Origin of the sequence: Streptomyces gelaticus (assembly GCF_014649535.1) — a bacterium.
In the GTDB taxonomy this organism is placed as follows: Bacteria; Actinomycetota; Actinomycetes; order Streptomycetales; family Streptomycetaceae; genus Streptomyces; species Streptomyces gelaticus.
Genome location: NZ_BMTF01000098.1, coordinates 1 through 805, shown reverse-complemented (window position 1 = coordinate 805; position 805 = coordinate 1). Strand labels below are relative to the sequence as shown.

The 805-nt window shown below is 59.8% G+C and carries 1 protein-coding gene; it reads left to right on the top strand.

The window, feature by feature from the left end:
• Window positions 1–170 precede the first annotated feature (170 nt).
• Window positions 171–734, top strand: coding sequence for a hypothetical protein (locus IE107_RS34530; protein ID WP_189548284.1), 564 nt, complete (start codon window positions 171–173; stop codon window positions 732–734).
• Window positions 735–805: the final 71 nt, after the last annotated feature.

The window sequence follows — 805 nt, the reverse complement described above, 5'->3', positions numbered from 1 at the left end:
CAGATCCAGCGGCGCAAGCTTCGGTCCCGGGCGCGTCATGACCCAACTATATGGAAATTTAAGACTCAGGACACTAGGGGCTGTCCGGCGGATCTTCATGGCTTACCGGACACCTATGCTGAGGCGGTCACTGTCGGCAGCCTCAACTCCTCAATTCAAGGGAAGGTCAGTTGACTCCGCATTCCCTCGCGTTCTACGTGGATGTGATCAGGTCCGGAACGGTGCTCGGCGCCAAACCGACGGACGGTCCCGATCAGGTCACCGCGATCCTGGGTTCCGACTTTGTCGAGAACTCCTTTGACGACCAGAGCATGTGGCGTGACTACGGGATGGTCGAGTTCTTCTGGGGCCGGGAATCGCGCGACGATCCGTGGGTGGGATATCACTTCACCCTGCAGGTGCATCGGCTTTCGTCTTGGGGCGGCAGCATTGTCAACAGGGTGATTCGCGAGCGGTACGGCCGCTTCGACCGCCATCTCCGCTTCGACAAACTGGAGCGGCTGCTGGCCAAACGCGGTGTGCGCATGGAGGACGTCCCAGATTCCAACGCCCCTGCCTACACCCTGCACTGGCAGCCTGTTTCTCAGGTGTCCGTCCTAACGTGCGGGGTTCAAGAGAGGGGGAAGTATCGTCGTAGCGGCGAACGTATTGGTGACGTGTATGGCGTCTCTTCATCGATGAGTGCCGAGCGGGTGGCTTGGTTCAGGACGCGTTACGGCCGCCAGAATGTCTAAGACCGTGTCCTATGTGGTGAGTTGGACGAGTCGTTTGTAGCAGCAGAGTGTGGCGGCGAGTCCGAGGAAGG